This is a genomic window from Nocardioides sp. NPDC057772, assembly GCF_042798075.1.
GTDB lineage: Bacteria > Actinomycetota > Actinomycetes > Propionibacteriales > Nocardioidaceae > Nocardioides.
This window is the reverse complement of sequence record NZ_JBHVKN010000036.1, coordinates 1-26,055: the sequence shown is the minus strand read 5'-3', so window position 1 is coordinate 26,055 and position 26,055 is coordinate 1. Positions and strand designations below refer to the sequence as shown.

General features: G+C 71.0%; 22 protein-coding genes and 1 pseudogene. 18 read left to right on the top strand and 5 right to left on the bottom strand.

What is annotated here, in order from left to right; genetic code table 11:
• Position 1 precedes the first annotated feature (1 nt).
• Positions 2-682: a FadR/GntR family transcriptional regulator gene (locus ACFVJS_RS09215; protein ID WP_378878658.1), complete on the bottom strand. Its 681-nt coding sequence runs from the start codon at positions 680-682 to the stop codon at positions 2-4.
• 24 nt (positions 683-706) lie between these two features.
• Here ACFVJS_RS09215 and ACFVJS_RS09210 point away from each other — a divergent pair, with 24 nt between their 5' ends.
• Both ACFVJS_RS09210 and ACFVJS_RS09205 read left to right on the top strand, forming a co-directional pair.
• Entirely contained in the window at positions 707-1,909 is a 1,203-nt protein-coding gene (locus ACFVJS_RS09210) for an MFS transporter (protein WP_378878656.1), read from the top strand.
• Between the two features lie 84 nt (positions 1,910-1,993).
• Positions 1,994-2,620 (top strand): hypothetical protein, encoded by a 627-nt coding sequence (locus ACFVJS_RS09205; RefSeq protein ID WP_378878655.1) that lies wholly within the window; start codon positions 1,994-1,996, stop codon positions 2,618-2,620.
• A 3-nt stretch (positions 2,621-2,623) separates the two neighbouring features.
• On the opposite strand, the gene ACFVJS_RS09200 is transcribed toward ACFVJS_RS09205, so the two are convergent.
• A complete protein-coding gene (locus tag ACFVJS_RS09200) occupies positions 2,624-3,277 on the bottom strand; it encodes a TetR/AcrR family transcriptional regulator (protein ID WP_378878653.1) in 654 nt (217 codons plus the stop codon).
• A gap of 99 nt (positions 3,278-3,376) precedes the next feature.
• Between ACFVJS_RS09200 and ACFVJS_RS09195 the strand changes: the two genes are divergently transcribed.
• From ACFVJS_RS09195 to ACFVJS_RS09185, 3 genes are read left to right on the top strand one after another with little or no spacing between them, the layout of a single operon-like run.
• Entirely contained in the window at positions 3,377-4,861 is a 1,485-nt protein-coding gene (locus ACFVJS_RS09195; RefSeq protein WP_378878651.1) for an aldehyde dehydrogenase, read from the top strand.
• A gap of 30 nt (positions 4,862-4,891) precedes the next feature.
• Complete coding sequence (locus ACFVJS_RS09190) at positions 4,892-6,406, top strand: APC family permease (RefSeq protein WP_378878649.1); 1,515 nt, start codon at positions 4,892-4,894, stop codon at positions 6,404-6,406.
• On the top strand, positions 6,403-8,460 hold the full coding sequence (locus ACFVJS_RS09185) for an FAD-dependent oxidoreductase (RefSeq protein WP_378878648.1): 2,058 nt from the start codon (positions 6,403-6,405) through the stop codon (positions 8,458-8,460). Before ACFVJS_RS09190 ends, ACFVJS_RS09185 begins: the two co-directional genes overlap by 4 nt.
• On the opposite strand, the gene ACFVJS_RS09180 is transcribed toward ACFVJS_RS09185, so the two are convergent.
• Complete coding sequence (locus tag ACFVJS_RS09180; protein ID WP_378878646.1) at positions 8,444-9,250, bottom strand: endonuclease/exonuclease/phosphatase family protein; 807 nt, start codon at positions 9,248-9,250, stop codon at positions 8,444-8,446. The genes ACFVJS_RS09185 and ACFVJS_RS09180 overlap by 17 nt on opposite strands.
• 111 nt (positions 9,251-9,361) lie before the next feature.
• Positions 9,362-10,621: a flavin-containing monooxygenase gene (locus ACFVJS_RS09175; RefSeq protein ID WP_378878644.1), complete on the bottom strand. Its 1,260-nt coding sequence runs from the start codon at positions 10,619-10,621 to the stop codon at positions 9,362-9,364.
• 168 nt (positions 10,622-10,789) lie between these two features.
• On the opposite strand from ACFVJS_RS09175, the gene ACFVJS_RS09170 reads away from it, so the two are divergent.
• The 5 genes from ACFVJS_RS09170 to ACFVJS_RS09150 are packed head-to-tail and all read left to right on the top strand — an operon-like array spanning position 10,790 to position 15,432.
• Complete coding sequence (locus tag ACFVJS_RS09170; protein ID WP_336738855.1) at positions 10,790-11,236, top strand: RidA family protein; 447 nt, start codon at positions 10,790-10,792, stop codon at positions 11,234-11,236.
• Positions 11,233-11,901: a DUF1028 domain-containing protein gene (locus ACFVJS_RS09165; protein ID WP_378878643.1), complete on the top strand. Its 669-nt coding sequence runs from the start codon at positions 11,233-11,235 to the stop codon at positions 11,899-11,901. Before ACFVJS_RS09170 ends, ACFVJS_RS09165 begins: the two co-directional genes overlap by 4 nt.
• Before the next feature lie 5 nt (positions 11,902-11,906).
• Complete coding sequence (locus tag ACFVJS_RS09160; RefSeq protein WP_378878641.1) at positions 11,907-13,049, top strand: M20 family metallopeptidase; 1,143 nt, start codon at positions 11,907-11,909, stop codon at positions 13,047-13,049.
• A complete protein-coding gene (locus ACFVJS_RS09155; RefSeq protein WP_378878640.1) occupies positions 13,046-14,494 on the top strand; it encodes an aspartate ammonia-lyase in 1,449 nt (482 codons plus the stop codon). Before ACFVJS_RS09160 ends, ACFVJS_RS09155 begins: the two co-directional genes overlap by 4 nt.
• 20 nt (positions 14,495-14,514) lie before the next feature.
• A complete protein-coding gene (locus ACFVJS_RS09150) occupies positions 14,515-15,432 on the top strand; it encodes a LysR family transcriptional regulator (RefSeq protein WP_378878638.1) in 918 nt (305 codons plus the stop codon).
• Positions 15,433-15,465: 33 nt separating this feature from the next.
• Here the strand turns inward: ACFVJS_RS09150 and ACFVJS_RS09145 are convergent, their stop codons facing one another.
• Positions 15,466-16,857, bottom strand: coding sequence for a purine-cytosine permease family protein (locus tag ACFVJS_RS09145; protein ID WP_378878636.1), 1,392 nt, complete (start codon positions 16,855-16,857; stop codon positions 15,466-15,468).
• Positions 16,858-17,059: 202 nt separating this feature from the next.
• On the opposite strand from ACFVJS_RS09145, the gene ACFVJS_RS09140 reads away from it, so the two are divergent.
• The 8 genes and pseudogenes from ACFVJS_RS09140 to ACFVJS_RS09105 form a co-directional block, all read left to right on the top strand.
• The gene (locus tag ACFVJS_RS09140) at positions 17,060-18,070 is read left to right on the top strand and encodes an iron ABC transporter substrate-binding protein (protein ID WP_378878635.1); all 1,011 of its coding nucleotides are present in this window, start codon (positions 17,060-17,062) and stop codon (positions 18,068-18,070) included.
• Positions 18,071-18,075: 5 nt separating this feature from the next.
• The gene (locus ACFVJS_RS09135) at positions 18,076-19,617 is read left to right on the top strand and encodes an ABC transporter permease (protein ID WP_378878633.1); all 1,542 of its coding nucleotides are present in this window, start codon (positions 18,076-18,078) and stop codon (positions 19,615-19,617) included.
• Positions 19,614-20,651, top strand: coding sequence for an ABC transporter ATP-binding protein (locus tag ACFVJS_RS09130; RefSeq protein WP_378878631.1), 1,038 nt, complete (start codon positions 19,614-19,616; stop codon positions 20,649-20,651). The genes ACFVJS_RS09135 and ACFVJS_RS09130 overlap by 4 nt, the downstream gene beginning before the upstream one ends.
• Positions 20,648-23,122 (top strand): AMP-binding protein, encoded by a 2,475-nt coding sequence (locus ACFVJS_RS09125; protein ID WP_378878629.1) that lies wholly within the window; start codon positions 20,648-20,650, stop codon positions 23,120-23,122. The genes ACFVJS_RS09130 and ACFVJS_RS09125 overlap by 4 nt, the downstream gene beginning before the upstream one ends.
• Positions 23,119-23,595, top strand: a pseudogene (locus ACFVJS_RS09120) (O-acetyl-ADP-ribose deacetylase); the annotation flags it as partial. The gene ACFVJS_RS09125 and the pseudogene ACFVJS_RS09120, both read left to right, overlap by 4 nt.
• Positions 23,575-24,051: a DUF6508 domain-containing protein gene (locus ACFVJS_RS09115; RefSeq protein ID WP_378878671.1), complete on the top strand. Its 477-nt coding sequence runs from the start codon at positions 23,575-23,577 to the stop codon at positions 24,049-24,051. The pseudogene ACFVJS_RS09120 and the gene ACFVJS_RS09115, both read left to right, overlap by 21 nt.
• Before the next feature lie 47 nt (positions 24,052-24,098).
• The gene (locus tag ACFVJS_RS09110; protein ID WP_378878627.1) at positions 24,099-25,067 is read left to right on the top strand and encodes a hypothetical protein; all 969 of its coding nucleotides are present in this window, start codon (positions 24,099-24,101) and stop codon (positions 25,065-25,067) included.
• Positions 25,068-25,477: 410 nt separating this feature from the next.
• A partial coding sequence (locus ACFVJS_RS09105) for a DUF222 domain-containing protein (RefSeq protein ID WP_378878625.1) occupies positions 25,478-26,055 on the top strand: 578 nt, incomplete at its 3' end.

Genomic DNA, 26,055 nt, shown 5'->3' with positions numbered 1-26,055 from the left:
GTCAGCGGGCGAGCGTGTGGAGCAGGCCGGTGACGGCGGCGGCCGCGGCGTCGGCGTCCTGGGCGCGGATCGCCTCGAACACGGCGGCGTGCTCGTCGGCGATCTCGGCGGTCTCGTCGTCGAGGTGGATGGTCGCGCGCAGGGTCTCCTCGAAGCCGGCGTAGAGCTCGATGAGAAGCGGGTTGTGGGTGGCGGTCACCACGCCGAGGTGGAACTCGGCGTCGGCCTCCGCGAAGGCTTCGCTGTCGCCCGCCTCGACGGCCGCCGCTCGCCGTTCCATCAGAGCGGTCAGGGTCTGCAGGTCGTCGTCGGAGCGGCGCTCGGCGGCCAGCGCCGCGGCCTGGGTCTCGATCGCGTGGCGGACCTCGAGGACGTGCTGCAGGTCGACCCGGCCGACCTGGCGCCGCATCATCGCGGCGACCTCGTTGGAGGCGGCGACGTACGTCCCGTCCCCGCGTCGCACCTCCAGCACGCCGGTGTGGGCCAGCGCCCGCACCGCCTCGCGGACGGTGTTGCGGCTGACGCCGAGCGCCGCGGCGAGCTCTGGCTCCGGCGGGATGCGTGCGCCGACGGCCCATTCGCCGTCGGCGAGCAGCTCGCGCATGCCGTCGATCGCCTGGTCGACCAGGGAACGAGGCGTGGTGGTGGAGAGCGGCACCGTGCCGTCCTTTCGTCCAATCATCCGATGTCTGGCATCCTAGGGGCTGTGACCTCCCGACTCCAGTCCCGCCCCGAGTCCACGCCGTCGAGCTCAGCCGTCGGGTCGACCGTATGGCTCCTGGTGGCGGTCCTGCTGGTGGCGGCGAACCTGCGCGGTGGGATCACCTCGCTCGGTGCCCTTCTGGACGGGCTCGACGGTCTCTCGGCCGGCACGAGATCGTTCCTCACCTCGCTGCCGGTGTTGTGCTTCGCGCTCGTCGGCGCGACGGGGATGACGCTCGCCCGTCGGCTCGGCGTACACCGTGGTCTCGGCGTCGCGCTCGGCCTCCTGGTGGCCGGGCTGCTGGTCCGCGTCGTCGGCGACCCCTGGCTGCTGCTGGTCGGCACGTTCGTCGCGTGTGCCGGCATCGCGCTCGCCAACGTGCTGCTTCCCGCCGTCGTCAAGGAGGGCTTCCCGGACCGGGTCGGTGCGGTCACCGGTGCCTACAGCGCGATCATGTCGCTGGGCGCGGCGATCGCCGCCGGGGTCACCGTGCCGATCGCCCACGCCGCCGGAAGCTGGCGGGTCGGCCTCGGCGTCTGGGCGCTGCTCGCCGTGCTGGCGCTGCTGGCGTGGGTGCCACATCTGCGCGACCACGGCCACCGCCGCGGAGGCGGGGCCCGGGTCTCGCTGTGGCGTGAGCCGGTTGCCTGGGCCGTGACGGTCGTCTTCGGCACCCAGTCGCTGTTCGCGTACGTCGTGATGAGCTGGCTGCCCAGCATCTACGCCGACGCGGGCTTCAGCCATGCGACGGCCGGGCTGCTGCTCGCGGTGAGCATCCTCGTCGGCGTACCGGTCTTCTTCTTGGCGCCCTCGCTCGCGATCCGGGCGTCATCGCAGGGCCACCTGGTCGCGGTCCTGACCGCGTTCCTCGCGATCGGGTTCGCCGGACTCTGGATCGCCCCCGTCGCCGGCGCCTGGGTCTGGGCGGTGCTGATCGGCATCGGCGGCGCGGTCTTCCCGGTCGTCCTCACCCTGTTCAGCATCCGCACCGCGACCACCGCCGGCACCACCGCGCTCTCCTCGATGGGGCAGAGCATCGGCTACCTGCTCGCCGCCGGCGGCCCGTTCCTCGTCGGGCTGCTGCGCGAGTCCACCGGATCGTGGTCGGTCCCGATCGCGCTGCTGCTGGGCGTCGCGGTGGTCCAGCTCATCGCCGGGTACGTCGCCGGCCGCCCGGTCGTCATCGGAGACCGCGCCGAGGACTGATCGGCCGGCCCGCTGGTCGTCGAATGACCGACACGTCGGTCCTCACCCCATGCAAACGACGGCGAACGCGGAATACTGCTGGCCATGACGACAAGCGCGGAGCGGACGAATCGGGTCGGGCTCTCAGTGGTGGCGGCGGTGGCCGTCGCGGCGGCGGAGGCCCTGCGGCTGGTGCTGCTGAGCCGGCTCCAGTGGGAGCTCGGCCATCCTGAGATCTACGCGTTCCAGGGTGTGCTCTTCACGCTGGTCTACCTGACCTACGCAGCGGTGCTGGTCTGGCGTGGACGAACCTTCGTTCGTCGGATGACGGCACCGCTCCTCCTGCTCGTGCCGTGGTTCTTCGACTCGTTCTGGCTGGCGGCCAACTTCCTCCAGGCACGTGGGTCGTTCGAGCTCCCGCACGGTGAGTGGTGGCTGTGGGTGATCCGGCTCCAGATGGTGGTCACGGTGCTCTGTCTGGTGACCGCCTGGGGCATTGCGCGGCGCCAGGGCTTCCTGTGGCTGGTCGGGCTGGTCGTCCCGGCGGTGCTGATGATGGGGTGGATCACCTGGTCGGGGAGGGTCTGGGAGTCGATGGTCGGCGACACCTTCGTGACCGACCTCTTCATGATGGTGTCGAGCGTGGCGATCCCGCTCGTCGGCTGCCTGGTCTGCTGGGGCGTCGAGGTCCTGTCGCGGACGACGCGGCCGGCCCGGGTCGCGACGGCCTGACCGCTACTTCGAAGCGGGCGGATTCTTTGCTTCTCGGGGCAAGGCGGGGTCGATCGGGGTGACCCGGACGCCGAGCGCCGAATGGGCGTAGCTGGCGAGCTGCTGCTCGGCCCGCTCGAGGCTGAGCGAGGAGTTGTGGGCGAGCAGGTGGAGGCCGAAGGCGTCCTCGAGGGCCACGAAGTTGCGGGCGATGGCCTCGGCCGAGTCGGTCAGTGAGAAGGCGCCGGTCGCGCGGCCGACCTCGAGGACGGCGGTGTAGAGCGAGACCTCGCGGTCGAAGAGCAGGGTCATCAAGGTGGCGTGCATCGGGCTGCGGCTCGCGTTGACCGAGATCTCGTCGAGGACCTGGCTCAGGAGGAGGTCCTCACCTCGCGGAAGGCCTGAGTACATCAGGCGGCCGAGCTTCTCGGCGGGGGAGAGGTCGCCCTCGATCGCGCGCTGCCGGGACCAGTAGTAGCGGTCGGTCGCGGCCTGGTGAGCGGCCTCGATGAGGCCGTCGAGCTCGGGGTAGTAGTAGGCGATCAGGCGCGGCGAGATGCCGGCCTCTGCGGCGATGTTCTTCATCGTCGCGCCGGCCAGGCCGTGAGCGGCGATGACGGTGAGTGTTGCCGCGGTCAGGTGTTCGCGCCGAGCGGCCTGGTCCTTGCGTCGAGCCATGCTCAACCGTAACGCGTATGTGAAATCTGCGGGCGATTGATTGACACCTGGTGTGGCGAGGCTCATATTTGCGGGGAAGCGCAAAGAAAGGACTTGCTTGTGCGTACCCACCAGGACTGGCGAGAGATCGCTGCCGAGGTCCGTCCCCGGACCCGAGCGTTCGTCGACGGTCGTTCCGTCGACACCGCGGAGAGCTCCTTCGAGAACCGCAACCCCGCGACCGGCGCCCTGCTCGCCGAGGTCGCCGACGCCGGCGCCGCCGGGGTCGACGAGGCCGTGCGGGCGGCCCGCGCTGCGTACGACGACGGCGGCTGGTCGCGGGCGGGGGTCGCCTTCCGGCGGGAGCGCATGCTCCGCTTCGCCGATCTCCTCGCCGAGCACGCCGCCGAGCTCGCGGTCCTGGACTCGCTCGACATGGGCAAGCGGGTCGTGGACGCCTACGACCTCGACCTGCCGTTCTCGGTGAACCTGTTCCGCTACTACGCCGAGGCGATCGACAAGATCAACGACGAGGTCGCGCCGACCCCGCCGGGCACGACCGCGATGATCCGCCGCGTCCCGCTCGGCGTCGTCGGCGCCGTCGTCCCGTGGAACTACCCGGTCGACATGCTCGCCTGGAAGGTCGCCCCGGCGATGGCCGCCGGCAACAGCGTCGTGCTCAAGCCCGCCGAGCAGTCGCCGTCCTCGGCGCTGCGGATCGCCGAGCTCGCCAGCGAGGCCGGGATCCCCGACGGCGTCCTCAACGTCGTCCCCGGCCTGGGCGAGACGACCGGCAAGGCCCTCGGCCTGCACCCCGACGTCGACGTGCTCGCCTTCACCGGATCGACCGAGGTCGGTGCGTACTTCCTGCAGTACGCCGGCCAGTCGAACCTCAAGCAGGTCTGGCTCGAGTGCGGCGGCAAGAGCCCGCACGTGGTCTTCGCCGACGCCGAGGACCTCGCCGCCACGGCGAAGCAGACCGCCTTCGGCATCTGGTTCAACCAGGGCGCGGTCTGCTCGGCGCACTCCCGGGTGCTGGTGCAGCGCGAGGTCCACGAGGAGTTCGTCGAGCTCGTCGCCAAGGAGGCCGAGGCGTACGCCCCGGGCGACCCGCTCGACCCCGGAGCCGGGATGGGGGCGATCGTCTCGCCCGAGCAGACCGACCGGATCATGGAGTTCGTCGACGGAGCCACGGCCTCGACCGCCCGCCTCGTCACCGGCGGTCAGCGGGTCACCCGCGACGGCAGCGACTGCTACGTCCAGCCGACCGTCTTCGACGGCGTCGACCCGGCCTCCGCCCTCGCCCGCGAGGAGGTCTTCGGGCCGGTCCTGGCGGTCACGCCCTTCGACACCGAGGACGAGGCGGTCGCGCTCGCGAACGACACCACGTACGGCCTGGCCGCCTCCGTCGCGACCGGCAGCCTGAGCCGCGCGCACCGGCTCGCCGAGCGCATCCACGCCGGCACCGTGACCGTGAACGGCGTCGACGCCTTCAGCGCCTGGACCCCGTTCGGCGGGTTCAAGGGCTCCGGCTTCGGGCGCGACCTCTCGCTCCACGCGCTCGACAAGTACGTCGGTCTCAAGACCGTCTGGATCAACCACTGACCGCCAGCCCCACACAGCCAGGGACACACCATGACGCAGACCAACCAGCCGACCGCGCTCGCGGCCGAGCAACAGTCACATCTCCGCAAGACGCTGCGACGCTTCGACATCGTCTTCCTGCTCATCGCCGCCGTCGTCGGCCTCGAGACGCTCGGACAGGTGTCGCTCTACGGCGCCGAGGCGTTCACGTGGGCCCTCGTGCTCGCGGTCTTCTTCCTCGTGCCGTACGGCCTGATCTTCGCCGAGACCGGCGCAGCCTTCAGCGAGGAGGGCGGCGCCTACACCTGGGTCCGGGACGCCTTCGGCCGGCCGGCCGCCGCGGTGGCGGCGATCCTCACCTGGATCACCCAACCGGTGTGGGTCGGCGGCTCGATGGCCTTCCTCGCGGCCGAGACCGTGAGCGTCCACATCACGCCGCTGGAGCACGGCTCGGTCGGTGACTACGTCTTCAAGATCGTGTTCATCTGGATCACCGTCGTCGCGGCGATCGCCAGTCTCAGCAAGGGCAAGTGGCTGCCGACCAGCGGCGCGATCCTCAAGGTCGGCCTGCTGGCCTTCTTCGTGCTGACCACGATCATCTACGCCACGAAGAACGGTGTCGTCGGCCTCAGTGGCGGCGACTTCAACCCGACGCTGCTCGGCCTGTTCGGCTCGGTGCCGATCCTGCTCTTCGCCTACCTCGGCTTCGAGTCCTCCAACAGCGCCGCCGGCGAGATGGAGAACCCGGCCCGCGACGTACCGGTCTCGATCTTCCGCTCCTGCGCCACCGCCGCGGTCTGCTACCTGGTGCCGATCTTCGCGATCCTGCTCGTCGTCCCGAGCGAGGACATCACCGGCATCGGCGGCCTGCTCGACGCGGTCGGCACCGTCTATTCCGTCTACGGTCCCGCCGCCGAGCCGCTGCTCACGCTCACCGCCGTCGTCTTCGTCTACATCCTGATGAGCCAGGGTGCCGCGTGGATGATCATCTCCGACCGGATGCAGGCGATGACCGCCGCCGACGGCTCCTTCTTCGGCGGGTTCTTCGGGCGCTTCCACGAGGGTCTCGGCACCCCGGTGCGGGTCAACATGCTCTCCGGCGTCGTGGCCACCGCGTTTCTCCTCGTCGCCATGCAGGTCACCGGCGACGGTGCCTCGATCTTCGGCGTCGTCCTGACCATCTCGATCTCGACCTTCCTGCTCAGCTACCTGCTGGTGATCCCGGCCGCCATCCGGCTGCGCACCCGCTACCCCGACCGCCCGCGCCCGTTCCGTGTCCCCGTCTCCGACCGCGGCTTCGCACTGCTCGGCTGGCTGGCCTTCGCCTGGATCCTGCTCGGCTCCTGGGTCGCCGTCTTCCCCGGCACCCTCGAGCGGCTCTTCGGCGAGGCGTACCCGTTCGAGGAGATCTGGGGCGTGAGCCAGCTGACCTTCGAGGTCTTCACCCTCGGCACCCTCGGCTTCCTGCTCCTGCTGTGCGCCGTCGGGTACGTCCGTGGTGCCCGAGTCCGCGCCGAGGTCGGCGCCCCTGTCCCGTCCGTCCCCACCGAGGAGCCCACTCGATGACCACTGCCCCGTACGACATCCTGTTCGAGCCCGTCCAGATCGGGCCGTTCACCACGAAGAACCGCTTCTACCAGGTGCCCCACTGCAACGGCATGGGCTACCGCGACCCCAGCGCCCAGGCGGCGATGCGCAAGATCAAGGCCGAGGGCGGCTGGTCGGTGGTGTGCACCGAGCAGGTGGAGATCCACGCGACCTCCGACATCGCCCCGTTCATCGAGCTGCGGATCTGGGACGACCAGGACCTGCCCGCGCTCAAGCGGATCGCGGACGCGATCCACGAGGGCGGCGGCCTGGCCGGCATCGAGCTCGCCCACAACGGCATGAACGCACCCAACCAGCTCAGTCGTGAGACCCCGCTCGGACCCGCGCACCTGCCGGTCGCCCCCGACACGATCGCGCCGGTCCAGGCTCGCGCGATGTCGCTGCAGGACATCGAGGACCTGCGCCGCTGGCACCGCAACGCCGTACGCCGCTCGCTCGAGGCCGGCTACGACGTCGTCTACGTCTACGGGGCCCACGGCTACGGCGCCCCGCACCACTTCCTCTCGCGGCGCTACAACAACCGCACCGACGCGTACGGCGGCACGCTGGAGAACCGGATGCGGCTGCTGCGCGAGCTGCTCGAGGACACGATCGAGGAGGTCGCCGGCAAGGCCGCCGTGGCCTGCCGGATCACGGTCGAGGAGGAGATCGACGGCGGCATCACCCGCGAGGACATCGAGGGCGTGCTGCGCGAGCTCGGCGAGCTGCCCGACCTGTGGGACTTCGCCATGGGCAGCTGGGAGGGTGACTCGGTGACCTCCCGGTTCGCGCCGGAGGGTCGCCAGGAGGAGTTCGTCGCCGGGCTGAAGAAGCTCACCACCAAGCCCGTGGTGGGCGTCGGCCGGTTCACCTCGCCCGACGCGATGGTGCGCCAGGTCAAGGCCGGCATCCTCGACCTGATCGGTGCGGCGCGCCCGTCGATCGCGGACCCGTTCCTGCCGAACAAGATTCGCGACGGCCGGCTCAACCTGATCCGCGAGTGCATCGGCTGCAACATCTGCGTCTCCGGCGACCTCACCATGTCGCCGATCCGCTGCACCCAGAACCCGAGCATGGGGGAGGAGTGGCGCCGCGGCTGGCACCCGGAGAAGATCCGCGCGAAGGAGAGCGACTCGCGCGTGCTGATCGTCGGCGCGGGTCCGTCCGGTCTGGAGGCCGCGCGCGCCCTCGGCCTGCGCGGCTACGACGTCGTGCTCGCCGAGGCCGGGCGCGACCTCGGCGGCCGGGTGACCGCGGAGTCGAAGCTGCCTGGGCTGTCGGCGTGGGGCCGGGTCAAGGAGTACCGCGAGGCCGTCCTCGCCGACCTCCCCAACGTGGAGATCTACCGCGAGAGCCCGATGGCGGCCGCGGACATCGTCGAGTTCGGCTTCGAGCACGTCATCACCGCCACCGGCGCCACCTGGCGCACCGATGGCGTCGCCCGCTTCCACACGACCGCGATGCCGATCGACGAGGGCATGCAGGTGCTCGGGCCCGACGACCTCTTCGCCGGTCGTCTGCCCGACGGCAAGAAGGTCGTCGTCTACGACGACGACCACTACTACCTGGGTGGTGTCGTCGCCGAGCTGCTCGCGCAGAAGGGCTACGACGTCTCGATCGTCACCACCGGCTCGCAGGTGTCCTCGTGGACCAACAACACCTTCGAGATCAACCGGATCCAGCGCCGTCTGATCGAGAACGGCATCACCCGGGTCACCGACCACGCGGTGGTGTCCGTCGGGACCGGCGGCGTACGGGTCCAGGACGTCTACGCCGGCGCCGAGCGTGACCTCGACTGCGATGCGGTCGTCATGGTGACCGCCCGGCTCCCGCGCGAGGAGCTCTACCTCGACCTGCTGGCCCGTCGCGACGCCGGCGAGATCGCCTCGGTGCGCGGTATCGGCGACTCCTGGGCTCCCGGCACGATCGCGGCCGCCGTCTGGTCGGGCCGTCGCGCGGCCGAGGAGTTCGACGCCGTCCTGCCCTCGAACGACGAGGTGCCGTTCCGGCGGGAGGTCACCCAGCTGGCGTGAGGTCGAGCTCGAGGATCCGGTGGTCCGAGACCTCCGGCTCCGCACGGACCCGGAAGCCCGCGACGGCTTCCGGGTCCGAGACGAGCAGGTAGCTCGCGTGCCGCACCGGCTTGGGATAGGACGACGTGCGGGTGTCGGCCGTACCGACCAGGTCGTGCAGCCCGATCCTGCGCAGCACGTCGAAGGTGGCGCTGTCCGGCAGCAGGTTGAGGTCACCGGCCACGACCACGAGGTCGCCGGGCTCCCGGGTCGCCTCGACGAACCCGGCCAGCCGCTCGGCCTGCTCGCGCCGGGCCGGGGTGTCGCCCTTGCCGGCCGGGTCGCGCAGGCCGTGCAGCTGCACGACGCACACGGTGCGGCCGGCCGTACGGTCGACGACCCGCACCGCCTGCACCGCGCGGGGCCGGTCGGAGACGGTCCACTCGTCGTGGTCGACGAAGCCGCCGTGCACGAACGCGCTCGCCATGCCGATGAGCGGCAGCTCCTCGTTGACGTACGTGCCGAGGCCGAAGTCCTGCTGATGGCGGCGGCCGGCACCGTCGGTCACGGGTCCGGCGTCGCTGGCCAGGAACAGGCCCTCGTGGGACGGCAGCAGGCGGCGTACGTCGTCGTGCAGGTTCGCCCGCTGAGGGAGCGACCGCTCGCCGTCGGCGAAGGACGTCCATCCGGCCAGTCCCGCCGTGCGGGTCACCTCTTGGAGACAGACGACGTCCGCGCCGGCTGTGCGCAGCCAGGCCGCGAGGTCGTCGTGGCGGGCACCTCCCCAGGCGTTGACCGAGACGATGCGCATGCCCCGGAGTCTGTCAGACAGCACGCAGCCCCGGCCGCGTGGTGGCGATGCCGAAGGCCCGGACCCCTCGTGGGGCCCGGGCCTTCGACCGGTGCGGCTGTGCGCCCTGGATCAGCCGCGCGCCTGACGGTCGTACGCCGCGTAGCTCCGCTGCGTCGCGATGTGCCCGGCGATGTGCTTGGCGTCGTGCCAGACACCCCAGATGAAGCTCGAGCCGCGGCGGGAGAGCCAGGGGAGGCCGACGAAGTAGACGCCGGGCTCGGTCGAGACGCCGCGACGGTGGGCCGGGCGGCCGTTCTCGTCGAGCGCGTCGACCTTCAGCCAGCTGTAGTCGGTCGCGAAGCCGGTCGCCCAGATCACCGTGGTGATGCCGGCCTCGGCCAGGTCGAGGGAGAGCAGCGGGGTCGTCGCGGCCGAGGGGCTGGGGCCGAGCTCACGGGCCGAGGGCTCCTCGGGCAGGTCGATGCCGTTGCGGGCGACGTACTCGTCGGCGGCGTCGAGGAGGGCGAGGTAGTTGGCGTCTCCGCGGGCGATGTTCTCGGCCAGGTCCTCGCGGAAGGTGAGGGTGCCGGCGTCGTAGGCGTCGGTCATACCGACGAGCTGGATCCCGCCCGCCTCGAGGGTGCGGAAGTCGACGGTGTGGCCGCCGCGGGCGCCGCTGACGGCGATGGTGACGTGCTCCGCACCGGCGGCGGGGGTCTCCAGGTCCCACAGGCCCAGCACGCCCAGCCACCAGCAGAAGTCGCGGCCGCGGTAGCTGCGCGGGGGACGGTCGTGCGGGCCGACGGAGAGGTGGACCTGGCGGCCGGAGCGCTGCAGCTCGTCGGCGATCTGGACGCCGGAGGAGCCGGCGCCCACGACCAGGACGTTGCCCTCGGGGAGCTGGTCGGGGTTGCGGTAGTCGCTTGAGTGCATCTGCAGCCGGACCGCGCCGTCGGGCACGATCGGCGGGTAGACAGGCTTCTGGAACGGACCGGTGGCGGCGACGACGAACCGGGCGTCGATGACGCCGTCGGAGGTCTCCACCCGGAAGCCCGGACGGCCCTCGTTGCGAGTCACCGAGGTGACCTCGACGCCGGTCCGGACGGGGGCGGCGATCTTCTCGGCGTACGCCTCGAAGTAGGCCGCGACCTGGTCCTTGGTGGCGAACGCGTCGGGCTCGACGTCCTGGAACTCCAGGCCGGGGAACCGGTCGTGCCAGGCCGGGCCGTTCGCGACGAGCGAGTCCCAGCGCATCGTGCGCCAGCGCTCGGCGATCCGGTCACGCTCCAGAACGAGATGGGGGACGCCGTTGTCGCTCAGGTGCTCGCTCATCGCCACGCCGGCCTGGCCGGCGCCGACGACGAGGACCTCGATCTCTTCGTTTGCCATACCGAAATCCTGAGTCGCGGCGTTGGTCATGTCCAACAGATCTTGTTGGCCTTATCCATCTGATCCGCCGATGCAGGGACCGGGCATGGCCTTGCATCTGTTTCATTGACGATAGTCGTTGGAAACATCTGTTGGACACATGGCTGGAGACCATGTGGACTGGATGTCGTGGAGACCAACAAGAGCATCGTCGTCGGGGGACACACCCGGATCCGCCCGTTCAACACCAGCGTCACGTATCCCGAGCAGAACCTCGACAACGACCTGTGCCAGGCGGTCGTCGCGGGCAACACCGTCTACGTACGCGGCCAGATCGGGCAGAACCTGGACACCAGCGAGTCGGTCGGCATCGGCGACGTGGAGGCACAGACCGAGCAGGCGATGGCCAACATCAAGATGCTGCTCGAGGAGGCCGGTGCGGAGATGGAGCACTTGGTCAAGCTCACCATCTACATCGTCGACCCGCGCTACCGCGAAGTCGTCTACCGCACCATCGGCCGCTGGACGAAGGGCGTGCACCCGATCTCGACCGGTCTGGTGATCTCCGCCCTGGCCCGCCCGGAGTGGCTGGTCGAGGTCGACGCGATCGCCGTGATCCCCGAGGTGTCGAAGTGACCTTCTCCGTCCTCGCCACCGACGGCAAGGGCGCCGTCGGCATCGCCGTCACCTCCTCCAGCCCGGCCGTCGCCGCACGCTGCGTGCACCTGTGCCCCGGCGTCGGCGGCGCCTCCTCGCAGAACATCACCGACCCGCGCTTGGGTGCCGAGCTGCTCGACGCGCTCGCCTCCGGACTCGACGCCCGGGCCGCGCTGGCCGCGGTCACCCAGGGCCGCGACCACATCGAGCACCGCCAGCTGACCGTGCTCGGTCTCGACGGAGCCGGGGCCGCGTACAGCGGCGCGGGCTCGCTCGGCGTCCACCACCACGTCGTCGCTCCGCGGGTCGTCGCCGCCGGCAACCTGCTGGCCGGCACCGAGGTCGTCGACGCCGTCGTGGCGGGCTTCGAGGCGGCGACCGGAGAGCTCGAGGAGCGGCTGCTCGCCGGGCTCGAGGCCGGCCTGGCCGCAGGCGGCGAGGCCGGGCCGCTGCACTCGGCGGGCCTGTCGGTCGTACGCGACGTCGCCTGGCGGGTCACCGACCTCCGGGTCGACTGGAGCGAGCGCCCGATCGAGGAGCTCCGCGACCTGCTGAAGGTCTGGCTGCCGCAGCGCGACGACTACGTGACCCGCGGGCTCGACCCGACCGCCGCACCCTCCTACGGCGTGCCCGGGGACGAGTGACCTCCATGGCCACGACCGCGAAGCAGGACGCCGCCGCGACCGTCAGCAGCGATGCCGAACGCCTCATCAGGCTCTCCGAGCAGCTGCACGCGCACCCCGAGACCGCCTGGGAGGAGCACCGCTCCTCGCGCTGGGTCGCGGAGTCGCTCGAGGAGGCCGGGTTCACCGTGACCCCGGCCTACCTCGGCCTGGAGACCGCGTTCCAGGCGAGCTTCGGCAACGGCCCGTTCCGGCTCGGCCTGTGCGCCGAGTACGACGCGCTCCCCGGGCTCGGCCACGCCTGCGGCCACAACCTGATCTCCGCGATCACCGTCGGCGCCGCCCGCGCGCTCGCCCCGCTCGCCGACGCGGCGGGCCTGAGGATCGAGGTCTACGGCACTCCCGCGGAGGAGGGCGGCGGCGGCAAGATCGAGCTGCTCGAGCGCGGTGCCTTCGCCGGGCTCGACCTGGCCATGATGGCCCACCCGGCGCCCGTCGACGTGGCCGAGGCCGAGCCGTTCGCGGTCTCGCACTCGCACGTCGAGTACCGGGGCAAGGCCGCTCACGCCGCGGCCTATCCCGAGCAGGGGGTCAACGCCGCCGACGCCTTCACCATCGCCCAGGTCGCGATCGGCCTGCTCCGCCAGCAGCTGCCGCCGACCGTGCGGGTGCACGGCGTGATGACCAACGGGGGAGAAGCCCCTAACGCGATCCCCGCACGCACCGAGGGCCGTTGGTACGTCCGCGCCGAGAGCCTCGCCCAGCTCGCCGAGACCGAGGAGAAGGTCTGGCGCTGCTTCGAGGCCGGAGCTCTCGCCACCGGCGCGACGCTCACCGTCGAGCCGGAGAGCAAGCCGTACGCCGAGTTCCGCACGTTCGCACCCGCGCTGGCGGCGTACCGGCGCAATGCCGAGGAGATCGGCCGGGTCTTCGACCCGGGCACGCCGGCCCGCCGGATGAACCGGGCCTCCACCGACATGGGCAACGTCTCCCAGGTCGTCAACGCGATCCACCCCTACGTCGGCATCAACTCCGGGACCGCCCTCAACCACCAGCCCGAGTTCGCCGCGCACTGCGTCGGCGGGGACGCCGAGAAGGCGCTCCTCGACGCCGCCACCGCGCTGGCGTGGACCGCGCTCGACGTCGCCGAGGAGGCGGCCGCGCGATGACCGCCGTCGACGCCCCGTCCACGCGCACCGAGCACGACTCGCTCGGTGCCTTCGAGGTTCCGGCCACCGCCTACTGGGGCGTCCACACCGCCCGCGCGCTGCGGAACTTCCCGGTCAGCGGCACCTCGGTCGGCAGCCATCGCTCGCTCGTCGCCGCCCTCGGTGCGGTCAAGCTCGCCGCCGCCCGGGCCAACCACGAGCTCGGCCTGCTCGACGACCGCCGCTACGGTGCCATCGCCGCCGCCGCGCAGGAGGTACGCGCCGGGGCGCTCGACGACCAGTTCGTCGTCGACGTGATCCAGGGTGGCGCCGGCACCTCGACCAACATGAACGCCAACGAGGTCGTCGCCAACCGGGCGCTGGAGATCCTCGGGCTGCCGTTCGGCAGCTACGACGAGATCCACCCGCTGGACCACGTGAACCGTTGCCAGTCGACCAACGACGTCTACCCGACCGCCGTACGCCTCGCCCTGGTCGGGGCCCTCGACCGCCTGGCCGAGGCGACCGAGGCGCTGGCCGACTCCTTCGCGCGCAAGGCGACCGAGTTCCGTGCGGTGCCCAAGATCGGACGTACGCAGCTCCAGGACGCCGTCCCGATGACGGTCGGCCAGGAGCTGGGTGCCTTCGCGACCACGCTGCGCGAGGAGCTGGCCCGGTTGGCCGACTCGCGGATGCTGCTGTGCGAGATCAACCTGGGCGCCACCGCGATCGGCACCGGGATCACCGCTCATCCCGACTACCGCCGGCTCGCCGTCCGGCACCTCGCCGAGATCACCGGCCTGCCCGTGGTCGGCGCCGGCGACCTCGTCGAGGCGACCAGCGACACCGGCGCGTTCGTGCAGGTCTCGAGCGTGCTGAAGCGGATCGTCGTCAAGGCGTCCAAGATCTGCAACGACCTGCGCCTGCTCAGCTCGGGCCCGCAGGCGGGTCTGGGCGAGCTCCGGCTGCCTGCCCGCCAGGCCGGGTCGAGCATCATGCCCGGCAAGGTCAACCCGGTGATCCCGGAGATGGTCAACCAGGTCGCCTTCTGGGTGATCGGCAACGACCTCACCGTCACGATGGCGGCCGAGGGCGGCCAGCTCCAGCTCAACGCGTTCGAGCCGGTGATGGCGCACGGCCTGCTCCAGGGCTTCAGCTGGACCGCCGGGGCCTTCGACTCGCTGCGGGAGATGTGCGTGGACGGGATCACCGTCGACGCCGCCGGGCTCGCGGCCGCGGCTGCCACCAACGCCGGGCTGGCCACGGCGCTGACGCCGCTGCTCGGCTACGCCAAGTCCGCGGAGATCGCCAAGGCGGCGCTCGGAGGTGCCGGGGCGGTGCGGGATCTCGCGCTCGCCGCCGGCGGACTCGACCCGGCCGTCCTCGACGCGCTGCTGCGCCCCGAGACGCTCGCCAACCTCGACGCCTCCGGTGTCGACGGCGTCAACGGGGCGAAACGAGAGTGACTTCGGGCAGGATGGCCCGCATGGCCGAGCCGTCCTTCACCCTCACCCAGCTGCGCTACTTCGCCGCGGCTGCGGAGCTGGGCTCCATGACCGCCGCGTCGCGGCAGCTCGTGGTCTCGCAGTCAGCGGTGTCCACGGCCGTCGCGCAGCTCGAGAAGGAGCTGGGCGTCCAGCTGCTGCTACGCCACCACGCACGCGGCCTGACGCTGACGGCTGCCGGCGAGGAGTTCTACCGCGAGCTGCGCAGCTATCTCGTGCACACCAGCGAGCTCGTCGAGGTCGCCCGCTCCGCGGGTCAGGCCCTCGTCGGCGACCTCACCATCGGCTGCTTCACCACCCTGGGCCCGTTCGAGCTGCCTCGGCTGCTGGCCGCCTGCGAGCAGGACCACCCCGGCATCCACGTCTCCGTCCTCGAGGACGAGCACGCGGCGCTCAAGCACGCGCTGCGCTCGGGCCGCTGCGAGCTGGCGCTGATGTACGGCTACGACCTCGACGACGACATCGACCACGTCCGGGTCGGCGTCGCCGCGCCGTACGTCCTCGTGGGCAAGGGTCACCGGCTGGCTCGGCGGAAGAAGGTCGCGCTCGCCGAGCTGGAGAAGGAGCCGATGGTGCTCCTGGACCTGCCGCACAGCGGCCAGTACTTCGAGCGGCTGGTCGAGTCGGCCGGCTTCCGCCCCGAGATCCGCCACCGCAGCGCCGGCTTCGAGACCGTCCGTGCGATGGTCGCCAACGGCCAGGGATGGTCGGTGCTCAACCAGCGTCCGGCAAGCTCCACGACGTACGACGGTGCCGAGATCGTGACGCTGGAGATCAGCGATCCGGTCGAGCCTCTCGAGGTCGTGCTGGCCTCGATGAAGGGCGTGCGCCTCACCGCCCGTGCTCAGGCCTTCGTCCGCTCCTCCGGTCGTGCAGCACGACGGCGGGAAGGCCGCTGAGGCGACCTTCCCGCCGGGGGAGTGCTGGGTGGTTCAGGCCTGCGGGGCGAGCGCCACCTCGCTGGGAGCGAGCTTGCGGCCGCGCGCCAGCAGGTAGTAGATCGGTGCGGTGGCGACCAGGCCCAGGATCCAGCTCAGGTCGGCCCCGTTGAGCTTGTCCGCGACCGGCCCGGTGTAGAGCGGGGTCGCCATGAACGGGATCTGCACGATGATGCCGATGACGTAGGCGAGGATCGCCTGGCCGTTGAACCTGCCGTAGATGCCGCCGTCGGCCGCGAAGATCGAGTCGAGGTCGTAGTTGCCGCGGTGGATCAGGTAGAAGTCGATCAGGTTGATCGCGGTCCACGGGACCAGCACGACCAGCAGCGCGAGCACGATGTCGACGAAGTACGAGATGAAGTTGCCGGAGACGCCGATGGCGAAGTACGTCGAGGCGGCCATCACCACGAGCGAGAGCACCACGCGGCTGCGGGCGGTCGGGATCCAGGTGGCGACGAAGGTCTGCACGCAGGTGATCACCGAGAGCACGGTGCCGTAGAGGTTGAGCGCGTTGTGGCTGATCACCGAGAGGAGGAACAGCACCAGGAGAGGGGTGCCGAACGCTCCGGTGGTGTCGCGGACCCCGGTCATGACCTCGATGCCCGGCTTCATCGCCAGCGCCACGATGGCGCCGAAGGCGAACGGCAGGATCGAGCCGAGGGTGCAGCCCAGGTAGGTGGCGTAGAAGGTCGCCTTCACCCCCACGCGGGCCGGCAGGTAGCGCGAGTAGTCCGAGACGTACGGCGCGAACGCGATCTGCCACAGCGCGCCCAGCGAGACGGTGGCGAGGAACCCGGCGGTGCTGTAGCCGCCCTGCGTCCAGAAGCCCGCGGGCAGGCCGGAGACGAAGATGGCGACGGTGCCCAGCACGATGCCGATGCCGAGGACCCAGGTGGCGATCTTGTTGAGCGAGTGGATGACCTTGTAGCCGATCACCGCGATCAGGCCGGAGCCGAGCGCGCCGATGACGATGCCGGCCTCGACCGGGATCGGCTCGGCGATGCCGTGCAGCGACTGGCCGGCCAGGACGATGTTGGAGGCGAAGAACGCCAGGTACATCACGGCCGCGATCACCACGACGATCAGGGCCCCGTAGGAACCGAACTGGCCGCGGCTCTGGATCATCTGAGGGATGCCCATCTGCGGGCCCTGGGCCGAGTGCAGCGCCATGAAGACGCCGCCGACGAGGTGGCCGACGACGATGGCGACGAGGCACCAGAACAGGTCGAGACCGAAGACGGTGACGCCGGCGGCACCGGTGACGACGGGCAGTGGAGCGATGTTCGTCCCGAACCACAGGGTGAAGAGGTCACGCACCTTGCCATGGCGGTCCTCGGGTGGGACGTAGCCGATGGTGTGCTTCTCGACGACTGGCTGGTCTGGCATGTTCATTCTCCCGATGGGTGTGAGGCGCAGCACCCATGGTCGTGACCGGCATGTTCCTCTGGCAAACGAATCCTTTTGGCCTAAGACATCGCTGAAACCGATGCAGATCCGACCCGCGAGCTGGTGCGAGCCGCATGTATTGCATCCTGGTTCTCGCATTCTTAGGTAAACCTTTCTAAGGTCAGCCTTACCAAATGAAAGGATGGCCGTGAAGCCTCTCTCCGCTGTTGTGGTCTCGGTCTCGGTTGCCCTGCTCGGGGCAACTCTCACCTCCTGCTCCTCCGGCGACACGCTGGTCGTCTACAACGCCCAGCACGAGCAGCTCATGGAGGAGCTGGTGCCGGCGTTCGAGAAGGAGACCGGCATCGACGTCGAGCTGCGCAACGGCAAGGACCTCGAGCTGGCCGCCCAGCTCGTCGCCGAGGGCAAGAAGTCGCCCGCCGACGTCTTCCTCACCGAGAACTCCCCGGCGATGGCCGCGGTCGAGCGTGAGGGGCTGCTCGCGAAGCTGCCGGAGGACGTCACCGCGCCGATCCCGGAGCAGTACCGACCGACGAGCAACGCCTGGACCGGGTTCGTGGCCCGCTCCACCGTGCTGGTCTACAACACCGACCAGATCACCGAGGCCGAGCTGCCCGCCTCGATGCTCGACCTGGCCGAGCCTGAGTGGAAGGGCAAGGTCTCCTTCTCGCCGACCGGTGCCGACTTCCAGGCGATCGTCGCCGGGGTCCTGGCCACCCAGGGCGAGGAGGCCACGAAGAAGTGGCTGGAGGGCCTCAAGGCCAACGGCACCGTCTACGACGGCAACAACGTGGTGCTGGAGTCCGTGAACGCGGGCGAGACCCCGGTCGGGATCATCTACCACTACTACTGGTATCGCGACCAGGCCGAGTCCGGTGAGGTCAGCGACAACTCCAAGCTCCACTTCTTCGGCAACCAGGACCCCGGTGCTTTCGTGAGCGTCTCCGGGGCGGGTGTGCTGGCCTCGTCGAAGCACAAGTCCGACGCCGAGAAGTTCGTCGGCTACCTCACCGGCGAGGCCGGCCAGCAGGGCCTGGCCGACAGCTACGCGCTGGAGTACCCGCTCAACCCCGAGGTCCAGCTCGACCCGCCGGTGAAGAAGTTCTCCGAGCTCGCGCCGCCCGCCGTGGCGATCTCCGATCTCGACAGCGCCGCGGTGGTCGACATGATGACGGAAGTAGGTTTCCTCTGAGCAGCGTGCGTCTCGGCACGTTGGACACCGTCCGGTACCGTCGGTGGCTGGTCCCGGCGCTGGCCGGCGCGATCGTCGCCGCCTGCCTGGTGCCGGTCGGGTACGTCCTGTGGTCGGCCGCGTCGGTCGGGCCCTCCGAGGCGTACGACTTCCTGGTCCGGCCCCGGATCGGCGAGCTGCTGTGGAACACCGGACGGCTGGTGGTCGCCGGGGTCCTGCTCTCCGTCGTGTTCGGCGTCTGCGGGGCGTGGGTGGTCGAGCGGACCTCCCTGCCCCTGGCCGGGTGGTGGCACGGGGCGCTGTGTGCGCCGCTGGCCATCCCGGCGTTCGTCAACGGCTACGCCTGGGTGGCGACGACCCACGCGGTGCAGTCCTATCCCGGGACCGTGCTCGTCGTCTCGCTGTCCTACTACCCGCTGGTCTACCTGCCGACGGTGGCCGCGCTGAGGCGCCTGGATCCCTCGCTGGAGGAGGTCGCGGCGGCGCTCGGCCGAGGGCCGCGGGAGATCTTCTGGCGCGTCGTGCTCCCGACCCTCGCCCCGGCCGTCCTGGGCGGTGCGCTGCTGGTCGGGCTGCACCTGCTGGCCGAGTACGGCGCCTTGCAGCTGCTCAACTATCCGACCCTGACGACCGCGATCCTGCAGCAGTACGGCACGGCCTTCAACGGTCCGGCCGCGACCCTGTTGGCCAGCGTGCTCCTGCTGGCCTGCCTCGGACTGCTGGCCCTGGAGATGCTGGCGCGCGGGCCGGCGCACCGCGCCCGGGTCGGCAGCGGCACCGCCCGCCCCGCGCCCAGGACGAGGCTCGGTCGCTGGACCGCGCCGGTCGTGGTCGCGCTCGGATTCTTCGTGGCGCTGACCGTCGGCCTCCCCGCGGCCAGCCTGGTGCGCTGGCTGGTCCGTGGCGCCTCGGCCGAGCTCGACCTGGCTCGGATGCTCCCGGCCGTCGGCACCAGCATCGCCCTCGCCGCCGTCGCCGGGCTGGTCGCGACCGCCGCGGCGCTGCCGGTCGTCTGGGAGGCGGTGCGCCACCGGACCAGCTGGTCGCTGGGTGTCGAGCGGGCGGCGTACGCCACCAGCGCACTTCCGGGGGTCGTGGTGGCGCTGGCCCTGGTCACGGTCGCGATCGGCTGGCTGCCCGGGGTCTACCAGACCCTGCCGCTGCTCGTGGCGGCGTACGTCATCCTGTTCCTGCCGCGGGCGCTCGTCGCGGTGCGCGGGGTGCTGGAACTGGTGCCGCCGCGGCTGGAGGAGGTCGCGCTGAGCCTGGGGCAGAGCCGGGCCGGCGCGATGCGGCGGGTCACACTGCCGCTGCTCCTGCCCGGGCTGGCCACGGCCACAGCGCTGGTCGCGCTCGCGGTCTCGACCGAGCTGACCGCCACATTGCTGCTGGCTCCGATCGGCACCACCACCCTGGCCACCGAGTTCTGGAGCGAGGCCTCCGCGGTCGCCTACGGGGCCGCGGCGCCCTACGCGCTCGCGCTGGTGCTGCTCGCAGTGCCGGCGACGGTGCTGCTGGGGCGCTCCTCGAGAGGCGTAGAGCGATGACGGCGGCCTTGCAGGTGAGCGGGCTGCGGGCCGGTCACGGTCGGCGTGAGGTCCTCGACGGGCTCGATCTGACCGTCGAGGACGGAGTCACCGCCGTGCTCGGCGCCTCCGGCTGCGGCAAGACGACGCTGCTGCGCTGTGTCGCGGGGTTCATCACCCCGAGCGCCGGCGAGATCAGGATCGGTGGCCGTTCGGTCGCCGGGCTGGCGCCGCGGCGCCGGGGGATCGGGTACGTCCCGCAGGAGGGCGCCCTGTTCCCGCACCTCGACGTCGGCGGCAACATCGCCTTCGGGCTGGGCCGCTCCGTGTCCCGCGGCGAGCGGCAGGCTCGGGTGGCCGAGCTGCTCCGGCTGCTCGAGCTGCCCGTGGAGCTCGCCGACCGGCATCCGCACGAGCTCTCCGGCGGTCAGCAGCAGCGGGTCGCGGTGGCTCGTGCCCTCGCGCCCCGGCCCGGGCTCGTGCTCCTCGACGAGCCGTTCTCCTCGCTGGACGCGGGGCTGCGCGAGGAGTCCGGACGTGCGGTCGTGCGGGCGCTGCGTACGGCCGGCGCGGCAGCGCTGCTGGTCACCCACGACCAGGGCGAGGCCCTCTCGCTGGCCGACCAGGTCGCCGTGATGGCCTCCGGGCGGTTCCTCCAGGTCGGCTCGGCGGTCGACGTCTACCTGACCCCCGAGCATCCGGGGGTGGCCGCGTTCCTCGGGTCGGCGACGCTGCTGCGCGGCGAGGTCGGCGCCGACGGGCAGGCCGACTCGCCGCTCGGGGAGGTCACGCTCACCGCGCCGCAGCCCGCCGGACCGGTGACGCTGGTCGTCCGGGCCGAGCAGGTGCAGGTCTCGCCCGACGCCACCTCCGGCACCAAGGGCGTCGTCGAGGAGGTCTCCTTCTTCGGCCACGACGCCACCATCCGGGTGCGGCTGAGCGACGACGTACGCGTCACCGCCCGGGTCGCCGGCACCGGCATCCCCGACATCGGGGCCACGGTCGCGCTCGAGGTCGTCGGGCCGCTGGTCGGCTACGCCGGAGACGTTCGATGAGCTCGACGATCGCGACCGGTGCGCATCTGCTCCTGAACGGGCGGCCGGGGGATCCGGCGGTGATCACCGCCGAGGCGACGCTGACCTACGCCGAGCTGGAGCAGGCGGTGACGGATCGAGCGGCCGCCTACGGAGTCTCCCGCGGGGTCGTGCTGCTCGAGGCCGGCAACGACCTGGACTCGGTGATCGGCTACCTGGCCGCGCTGGCCGCTCGTCGCCCGGTGCTGCTGACGCCGCCGGGCAGTGACCTCGACGAGCTCCGCACGCGCTACCGGGCCGCGTTCGAGGGCTCGGCGCAGCTCCACCCAGATCTCGCCCTGCTGCTGTCGACCTCGGGGTCGACCGGGTCGCCGAAGCTGGTCAGGCTCTCGCGGGACAACCTGGCTGCCAACGCGGCCAGCATCGCCGCCTACCTCGGGCTCACCTCGGCCGACAAGGCGATGAGCTCGCTGCCGCTGCACTACTGCTACGGCCTCTCGGTGCTCAACTCCCACCTGAGTGCCGGGGCCGCGGTGATCCTCACCGACCTCTCGGTCGCCGACGAGTGCTTCTGGGAGGTCGCCACCCGCAACGGCGCCACCTCGTTCGCCGGGGTGCCCTACACCTTCGACCTGCTCGACACCTCGGGTTTCGCCGACCGCTCGCTGCCGTCGCTGCGCTACATCACCCAGGCCGGCGGCAAGATGCCACCCGAGACGGTCCGTCGCTACGCCGCGCTGGGTGCGTCCCGCGGATGGGACCTGGTCGTGATGTACGGCCAGACCGAGGCCACCGCCCGGATGGCCTACCTCCCGCCGGCCCTCGCCGCGAGCCGGCCCGAGGCGATCGGTATCCCGATCCCCGGCGGGCACTTCCGACTCGATCCCGTCGACGGCGTGGGAGAGGGGGTCGGCGAGCTGGTCTACACCGGGCCGAACGTGATGATGGGCTACGCCGAGAGCGTCGGCGACCTCGCCCGTGGTCCCGAGGTCACCGAGCTCCGCACCGGCGACCTCGCCCGGCAGGCCGACGACGGCCTGTGGGAGATCACCGGCCGGCGCAGCCGGTTCGGCAAGGTCCTCGGGCTGCGTCTCGACCTCGACCGGATCGAGTCCGAGCTCGGTCCCGGCTCCGGTTCCGCGCGTGCCGTCGCGCCGGGAGGTCGGCTGCACCTGTTCACGTCCGATCCTGAGTCCGTCGCCGGGTTGCCGGAGCGCGTCGGCGGCATCGTGGCGCTGCCGCGCGCGGCGGTCCAGGTCCACCGGATCGACGAGATGCCGCGTACGCCGAACGGGAAGGTCGACTACGCCACCCTCAACGCCTGGGCGAGCGTCGCCGACGCCGGCCCGCCTGCCGGACCGCCGGTCGAGGGGCTGGCCGCGGGCGCGGACGCCGAGGCGCTGCGTACGGTCTACGCCGCCGTGCTGGGTCGGCCCGACGCGACGGTGGACGACAGCTTCGTCTCGCTCGGCGGTGACTCGCTCTCCTTCGTCGAGATCGCGACCCAGCTCGGCGAGCGGCTCGGCACGCTGCCGATCGGCTGGCAGCACCGCAGCATCACCGAGCTCGCCGCGAGCGCGCGGAGTCCGCGGCGCTGGCTGCGGCCCGTCGAGATCCCGGTGCTGCTGCGTGCCGTGGCCATCGTCGCGATCGTCGGCAGCCACGCGGACGTGTGGACGCTTCTCGGCGGCGCGCACATCCTGCTCGCGGTCGCCGGCTTCAACCTCGCCCGGTTCGGGCTCACCGCTCCGACCCGGGTTCTGCGCGCTCGTCGGCTGCTCCGGGGCGCGGCGGCGGTCGCGCTCCCGGCCGGCCTCTGGGTCGCCGCGGTGGCTCTGATCAGCGACCGCTACCACTGGCCGACCGCCCTGGGGCTCAACCAGGCGCTCGGCAGCGACGAGTGGACCCGCGACTGGCAGCTGTGGTTCCTCGAGGTCATCACCTGGTCCTTCGCCGGTCTCGCCCTCCTGCTCCTGGTGCCCGCCCTCGACCGGTGGCAGCGGACTCATCGGTTCGGGGCGGCCGTGGCGGTGGTCGGCGCGACCCTGGCGGTGCGGTACCTGTGGGTGGGCCTCGAGGCCGGCGCGACCGAGCGCTACACGATCGGCTGCGTCCTGTGGTGCGTGGCGCTCGGGTGGGCCGCCGCCGAGGCGCAGCGGCCGTGGCAGAGGGTGCTCGTGGCCTCGCTCGTCGTCGTGGGGACGTACGGCTTCTTCGGAGATCTGGTCCGCGAGGCCACCGTCGCGCTCGGCATCCTCGTCCTGCTGATCCCGTGGCCCGCCCAGCTGCCGTGGCCGCTGGCCCGGGTGACCGCGGTGCTCGCCGCGTCGTCGCTGTGGATCTACCTCGTCCACTGGCAGGTCTACCCGGGGCTCGAGGCCGCCGGTCTCGGGTGGCTGGGCGTCCTCGCCTCCCTCGCGGCGGGGGTCGCCGTCGCGGTCGGCCCCGCCGCATGGGTCGCCCGTGCCCGGATCGCTAGATTGACGGCGTGAGGATCACGGTCGTACGCGGGGACATCACCGAGCAGCAGGTCGACGCGGTGGTCAACGCCGCCAACTCGTCCTTGCTGGGCGGTGGAGGAGTGGACGGCGCGATCCACCGACGCGGTGGCCCGGCGATCCTCGAGGAGTGCCGGCGCCTGAGGGCGGGGCGGCTCGCCGACGGTCTGCCGGTCGGGCAGGCGGTCGCGACGACGGCGGGCAACCTGCCCGCGCGGTGGGTGATCCACACGGTCGGCCCCGTGTTCGGCGAGGGCCAGGACAACAGCGGTCTGCTGGCTTCGTGCTTCCGTGAGTCGCTCCGGGTCGCCGACGAGCTCGGGGCGCGCACGGCGGCGTTCCCGGCGATCTCGACCGGCGTCTACCGCTACCCGCTGGACGAGGCTGCCTACGTCTCGCTGTGGACCCTCGCCCGCGCCCGGACCTCCGTCGAGGAGGCCCGTGTCGTGCTCTTCGACCAGAAGGCGTACGACGCCTTCGACCGTGCCCGCGAGGCCCTCGATCCCTCGGACGCCGAGGTCGAGGCCGCGCTGCGGAGCGTGCCGGAGAAGACGTGGCGTGAGCTCTTCGAGCTCGCCGACGGCCTGACGGCCGAGGACCGCGAGTTCACCTGGGGCGGCGGCGAGAAGAACGAGGCCGGCGTGATCCAGTGGCCGTACCCGGAATACAGCGACCGGCTGTGGCAGCTCTACGTCGCGCTCCCGAGTGCGAACGTCGACTGGATGAAATGGATGAGCGGCAACCCGCTGCGCACCGAGCCCGCTCGTCTGGCCACAGCGCCGGTCGCCGACGCGGCACGGCTGGCGACCGTCTACGTGCGGGGCGAGCGGTTCAACGACGGGGTCTTCGGGCGTGCGTTCCAGGACGGCTCCATGGATGCGATCATCGCCCGGCTGCGTACGTGGTACGACGCCGAGCGGTGAGATCATGCCGTTGTCTCGGGACCTGGGGGGATGTCGTGAACTCTCGTGTGGTCGTCGTCGGCGTCGTGATCGTGCTGCTGGTGGCGGGCGGTGGTGTGTGGAAGTGGCGCAGTGGTCTGACGCCTCGCTATGAGAAGGCGACGGTGTGTGGCGTACGGACAGCCCTCATCGAGGATCTGCTCGGTACCGACAGGTTCGTGGAGAGGTATGGCTTCGGGAAGCGCTGCTCGGCCATCATCGGAGGAGAAGGGTCCGACGCCGGCGAGCTCGAGCTCATGGCGCTCGCCGATGATGCGGAGACTTGGCCGAGGCGGCTCCGGAGAGTGGAATCGAGTCCGCACCGGACGAGCTTCCACGACGGGCTCGCCGGCTTCTCTCGCGCTGACGGCAGTTTCGAGGGCACCTGGGTGTGCTCCCGATACTGGCCAGGACTGCCGGCGATCTCCGTCTGGACCTCCTCTGAGATCGAAGGATCCGCGAAGGCGTTCGGCAAGGTGCTTCGGGCAGCGGCCGAGTACGCCGGCGGCTGCGATGCCGATCCACTGGACGGGCCCTTCGAGACGTACGCAGAGCCGACCGCTTGTAGGATGAGCACCCGTCGTGTGTCGTCGGTGCTCGGCACAGCGTTGTTCAGAGCCTCTGATCCCAAACCGCTGCCCCTCGGGGATCGGGGGAGCTGGACCTGTGCTGTCGTCAGTGACAGCGTCGATGGGGAGGTCGGCAGCGTCGTGGCCACGGCGTCGTTCGAACAGAACGACTGGGACGTCGAGCACCGGCGCATCGGCGCCGTGAAGGACTCGTTCGCGGTTGCCGGTGGGCGGGCGTACGTCGATGGTGATGGTCGCAGTGCGCGGGCCTTCTGGGCGTGCGATCTGGGGCCGGAGGTCTCGGGCGGGGGCACGGTCGTCACGATCGGCGCCGGGGGTGTCTCATCGCAGCCTGGGTCTCTGGGGGATCTTCGGGTGATGGTCGCTGAGGTTGTGGGTGCTGTTGGGTGTCGCGCTGCAGGCGGGTGACTGCCTCGGTGGTCGAGCTTGTCGAGACCACGCTGCCGTGACTGTTCTTCGTGGTTGGGGTGGGCCGCCGACCCGGTTTCGAGGGTCTTCTCGCCGGACCCCGGAGTAAAGGACGGCCTTCGGCCGCCGGCTTCGCCGGCCGCTTCGCGGTCCTTGACACCGGGGCCCGTCGAGAAAAGATTTGGCTGGCTATCGGGGCGACGGCCCGGGTGTGGCGCAGCGAAATTCCTGTACGGGACCGGGCTGCTTTCGGGAGGGATGGTGGCCCTTCGGGCCACTTACCATCCACAAGTACGATGCCGTTCACTCGGCAAGAAAAGCGGCTTTGACCTGGGAAGATAGGTGGATCTGGCGGCCTTTGAGGAGTAGAATTGGACCCATCACAGCACACCTCTGAAGGGAGGACGGCGATGAGTCTCGGTCGCGCGATCGACCACTGGGGCACCAACCCCGGCGATGCGATCGATGCTGCGTTGAGCGCCATCGAATCCTCTCTCCATGACCTGCTGGCGTCCGATCCGGTGTATTGGCGGACCGGGCAGAAGAAGGACCTGCTCGAACGACTGGAGAAGGTCCAGGCTCAGCAGGCGGCGTTGAAGCTCCGGGTCCTCGCTACTGCCGGCGATATCGCCGAGGAGACAGGGGGCAAGGACGCCTCGGGGTGGCTGCGGACCGAGCTGCTCGTGGACAAGGCGGTCGCCCGGTCCGAGATCAAGCTCGCGGCGGGCGTCGCGAAGTACGAGCTCGTCGCCGCCGGCCTCGCCGAGGGCGTGGTGTCCCCGGACAAAGCCCGGGTGATCACTCAGGCGTTGGACAAGATCGAGACCAACCCGGTCGCCAGTGCTGAGGATCTGGTCCTGGCCGAGAAGCTGCTGGTCGACTACGCCACCCGGCTGACCGCCAACGAACTCCGCATCGTGGGCAACCGGATCTTGCGTGAGATCGACCCCGCCAGGTTCGAGGACGCCGAAGCCAAAGCCCTGCTGGT

What these genes read in the sequence shown, in the direction of transcription:
- ACFVJS_RS09215 (WP_378878658.1), bottom strand. Translation starts at nt 682, where the DNA reads ATGATTGGACGAAAGGACGGCACGGTGCCGCTCTCCACCACCACGCCT.
- ACFVJS_RS09205 (WP_378878655.1), top strand. Translation starts at nt 1,994, where the DNA reads ATGACGACAAGCGCGGAGCGGACGAATCGGGTCGGGCTCTCAGTGGTG.
- ACFVJS_RS09200 (WP_378878653.1), bottom strand. Translation starts at nt 3,277, where the DNA reads ATGGCTCGACGCAAGGACCAGGCCGCTCGGCGCGAACACCTGACCGCG.
- ACFVJS_RS09190 (WP_378878649.1), top strand. Translation starts at nt 4,892, where the DNA reads ATGACGCAGACCAACCAGCCGACCGCGCTCGCGGCCGAGCAACAGTCA.
- ACFVJS_RS09185 (WP_378878648.1), top strand. Translation starts at nt 6,403, where the DNA reads ATGACCACTGCCCCGTACGACATCCTGTTCGAGCCCGTCCAGATCGGG.
- ACFVJS_RS09180 (WP_378878646.1), bottom strand. Translation starts at nt 9,250, where the DNA reads ATGCGCATCGTCTCGGTCAACGCCTGGGGAGGTGCCCGCCACGACGAC.
- ACFVJS_RS09175 (WP_378878644.1), bottom strand. Translation starts at nt 10,621, where the DNA reads ATGGCAAACGAAGAGATCGAGGTCCTCGTCGTCGGCGCCGGCCAGGCC.
- ACFVJS_RS09160 (WP_378878641.1), top strand. Translation starts at nt 11,907, where the DNA reads ATGGCCACGACCGCGAAGCAGGACGCCGCCGCGACCGTCAGCAGCGAT.
- ACFVJS_RS09155 (WP_378878640.1), top strand. Translation starts at nt 13,046, where the DNA reads ATGACCGCCGTCGACGCCCCGTCCACGCGCACCGAGCACGACTCGCTC.
- ACFVJS_RS09150 (WP_378878638.1), top strand. Translation starts at nt 14,515, where the DNA reads ATGGCCGAGCCGTCCTTCACCCTCACCCAGCTGCGCTACTTCGCCGCG.
- ACFVJS_RS09145 (WP_378878636.1), bottom strand. Translation starts at nt 16,857, where the DNA reads ATGCCAGACCAGCCAGTCGTCGAGAAGCACACCATCGGCTACGTCCCA.
- ACFVJS_RS09140 (WP_378878635.1), top strand. Translation starts at nt 17,060, where the DNA reads ATGGCCGTGAAGCCTCTCTCCGCTGTTGTGGTCTCGGTCTCGGTTGCC.
- ACFVJS_RS09130 (WP_378878631.1), top strand. Translation starts at nt 19,614, where the DNA reads ATGACGGCGGCCTTGCAGGTGAGCGGGCTGCGGGCCGGTCACGGTCGG.
- ACFVJS_RS09125 (WP_378878629.1), top strand. Translation starts at nt 20,648, where the DNA reads ATGAGCTCGACGATCGCGACCGGTGCGCATCTGCTCCTGAACGGGCGG.